Origin of the sequence: Bacillus sp. AFS098217 (assembly GCF_002551815.1) — a bacterium.
Classification (GTDB): domain Bacteria; phylum Bacillota; class Bacilli; order Bacillales; family Bacillaceae_G; genus Bacillus_A.
This window is the reverse complement of sequence record NZ_NVPR01000114.1, coordinates 1-2890: the sequence shown is the minus strand read 5'-3', so window position 1 is coordinate 2890 and position 2890 is coordinate 1. Positions and strand designations below refer to the sequence as shown.

Below are 2890 nucleotides of genomic sequence, written 5' to 3'. Positions count from 1 at the left end.
CTGGTGCCACTGGTGCTACCGGCGCTACCGGCGCTACCGGCGCTACCGGACCTCGTGGCGCTACTGGCGCTACTGGTGCCACTGGTGCTGCCGGTGCTACTGGTGCTACCGGTGCCACTGGTGCTGCCGGTGCTACTGGCGCTACTGGCGCTACCGGTGCTACCGGACCTCGTGGCGCTACTGGTGCTACTGGTGCCACTGGCGCTACCGGTGCTACCGGTGCTACTGGCGCTACCGGTGCTACCGGACCTCGTGGCGCTACTGGTGCTACTGGTGCCACTGGCGCTACCGGCGCTACCGGACCTCGTGGTGCTACTGGTGCTACTGGTGCTACCGGTGCTACCGGTGCTACTGGTGCCACTGGCGCTACTGGTGCTACTGGTGCTACTGGTGCTACCGGTGCCACTGGCGCTACTGGTGCTACTGGTGCTACCGGCGCTAGCTTCCCTATCGCAACAGCCGTTCTACAAAATTCACAGCCGCAAACCGTTGCTCAATCTGAAACCTTCGTTTTTAGTACACCATCTAATCTAATAAATATTTCCTTTAATGGAACAGATGAACTAACCATTTTAACTACTGGTATATATGTAATTAGCTTTTCTATTTCCACAACCGCTCCTGGATGTGCCCCACTTGGAGTTGGTGTTTCCCAAAATAGAGAAGCAGCAACAGATAATTTCTCTTGCAATGTAGTAGGAGATTCTCTTTCCTTTACAACAATTGAAACATTAACAGCTGGCACAAGCATATCCATTCAATCTACACTTAGCGAAATTACAATCCCTAATACCGGCGATACAAATATAAGACTTACTATATTTAGAATCGCATAGCATCTCGTTTCTTAAAAACATCTTATTTTAAATCAAAATAAAAAGAGCGAGTAACTCGCTCTTTTTTTCTATGTAACATTTTTACTATTCTAATTCAATCGAAACATTTTTTTGAGGTACAAATGTAGAAATAGCATGTTTATAAATAAGCTGTTGCTTACCTTCTGTTTCCAATAAAACAGTAAAGTTATCGAAACCTTTAATTAACCCACGAAGCTGGAAACCATTTAATAAGTACAGCGTTACAAACGTATTTTCTTTACGGAGTTGATTTAAAAATTGATCTTGAATATTGATTGATTGCTTCATGTCGAATCCTCCTCTTTTTCTCTACTTACTTATTATTCGACTTTAGTTGTAACTTTCCTTCTGTGTATCGCAAAATTTCTGCCGTTTTTTCACCATCCGTAACATCAAACCATGCTACATCCATCTTATTACGGAACCATGTTAATTGACGTTTTGCATAGCGGCGTGAATTTGTTTTCAATTGCGATACTGCTTCTTCTAGAGAAGCGTGACCTTCAAAATAATTATATAACTCTTTGTAGCCGATTGCTTGAATAGATTGGCAATCTCGAACACCATTTTCATATAAAGCCTCTACCTCTTGCAATAAACCTTGTCCAATCATATGATCGACACGTAAGTTGATGCGATCATATAGCATTGTACGATCCATTGTCAAGCCAATTAATGAAACATCATATAATAATTCATTTTCTTGTTGCTCAAGTTGATCACTCATTTTTTGTCCTGTCGTATGGAAAATTTCCAATGCACGAATGACACGCCTTACATTATTTGCATGAATACGATTCGCACTTTCTGGATCTACCTCTTGTAGTTTCTTATGTATATATTCCACACCATGTTCTATCGCTAGTTTTTCCATTTGTTCTCGATATACAGAGTCTCCAGCTTCATCTGTAAACTGATAATCATATAGAACAGATTGTATATAAAGGCCAGTGCCACCAACAATAATCGGTAATTTCCCGCGTTCTGTAATTTCTCGAATATGACCGCGAACAAGCTCTTGAAATTCCGCCACAGAAAATGACTCTTCTGGATTCCTTATATCAATCATATAATGCGGAATTCCTTCCATTTCATCTGTCGTCACCTTAGCGGTCCCGATATCCATCGTACGATAGATTTGCATCGAATCTCCACTAATAATTTCACCATTTAACGCTTTCGCAAGATCAATACTTAACTTTGTCTTCCCTACAGCAGTCGGTCCAATGATGACAGCAACTTTTTCACGTTGCATTTCTCCCATATACTTCAACTCTCTTTATGTAATATACTCCATCTAGTTATTATACCCAATCTTACCAATTTTAATGGTCATAATGCAAGTTCTTTCAATTTGGTAAATGAAATTATATTAACAAAAATAGAAAGTAGACATAGTTTGTCCATTTTTACATATATATGATAAAAAATAAGATCGGAGAGGATATTATGGAAATTACACAAGCTCCCATTAATTTTTCAACTTTAACAAAAGAACTCATTTTAGCTACATCTATAAAGGAAAAAGATTGTTCACAAGAAGAGTTATATTTCGCTTTAAACTGCCTACTTCGTTCCTTCCATTCCATAGTAGACGAAAAAACATTAGATGAACCTACACTACAATATATACAAAACCAATTTTGCAGCGCTTATAAAATCATTACTGGCCGAACAGTATATCCTTTTTAACAATTCAAAAACGGCTGTTAGGAATCTCCTAACAGCCATTCTTCATTACATATAGATTATTTTAAAATTTTCACTTTAACAGATTTACGTCCCCATTTGTCAGCAGCTGAATTTGAGCCAACTAGAACGTCGATACGGTTCCCTTTAATTGCACCGCCAGTATCACCAGCGATTGCTTCTCCGTAACCTTCTACCCATATTTTTGATCCAAGTGGAATCACTTTCGGATCAACAGCAACCATCTTCATGTTTGGATTTGCTGTTAGGTCATGACCCATTGCACTTAATACACGGCCACCGTATGTGCCACCATTTTCGCTTGGATGAGCTGTATATGCTGT

5 protein-coding genes are annotated in these 2890 nt (G+C 40.1%); 2 read left to right on the top strand and 3 right to left on the bottom strand.

What is annotated here, in order from left to right:
- On the top strand, positions 1-836 hold an 836-nt coding region (locus COO03_RS23150; protein WP_142316270.1), incomplete at its 5' end, for a Gly-Xaa-Xaa repeat protein.
- 84 nt (positions 837-920) lie between these two features.
- On the opposite strand, the gene hfq is transcribed toward COO03_RS23150, so the two are convergent.
- Positions 921-1145 (bottom strand): RNA chaperone Hfq, encoded by a 225-nt coding sequence (hfq, locus tag COO03_RS23145; RefSeq protein ID WP_000813896.1) that lies wholly within the window; start codon positions 1143-1145, stop codon positions 921-923.
- 25 nt (positions 1146-1170) lie between these two features.
- The gene (miaA, locus tag COO03_RS23140) at positions 1171-2121 is read right to left on the bottom strand and encodes a tRNA (adenosine(37)-N6)-dimethylallyltransferase MiaA (protein WP_097899362.1); all 951 of its coding nucleotides are present in this window, start codon (positions 2119-2121) and stop codon (positions 1171-1173) included.
- Between the two features lie 191 nt (positions 2122-2312).
- Between miaA and COO03_RS23135 the strand changes: the two genes are divergently transcribed.
- Entirely contained in the window at positions 2313-2549 is a 237-nt protein-coding gene (locus tag COO03_RS23135; protein ID WP_170958183.1) for a hypothetical protein, read from the top strand.
- Positions 2550-2605: 56 nt separating this feature from the next.
- On the opposite strand, the gene COO03_RS23130 is transcribed toward COO03_RS23135, so the two are convergent.
- On the bottom strand, positions 2606-2890 hold a 285-nt coding region (locus COO03_RS23130), incomplete at its 5' end, for a 3D domain-containing protein (RefSeq protein WP_179863024.1).

Excerpts from the sequence above, each read along its gene's own strand:
- hfq (WP_000813896.1), bottom strand. The coding sequence starts at position 1,145 with ATGAAGCAATCAATCAATATTCAAGATCAATTTTTAAATCAACTCCGT.
- miaA (WP_097899362.1), bottom strand. The coding sequence starts at position 2,121 with ATGGGAGAAATGCAACGTGAAAAAGTTGCTGTCATCATTGGACCGACT.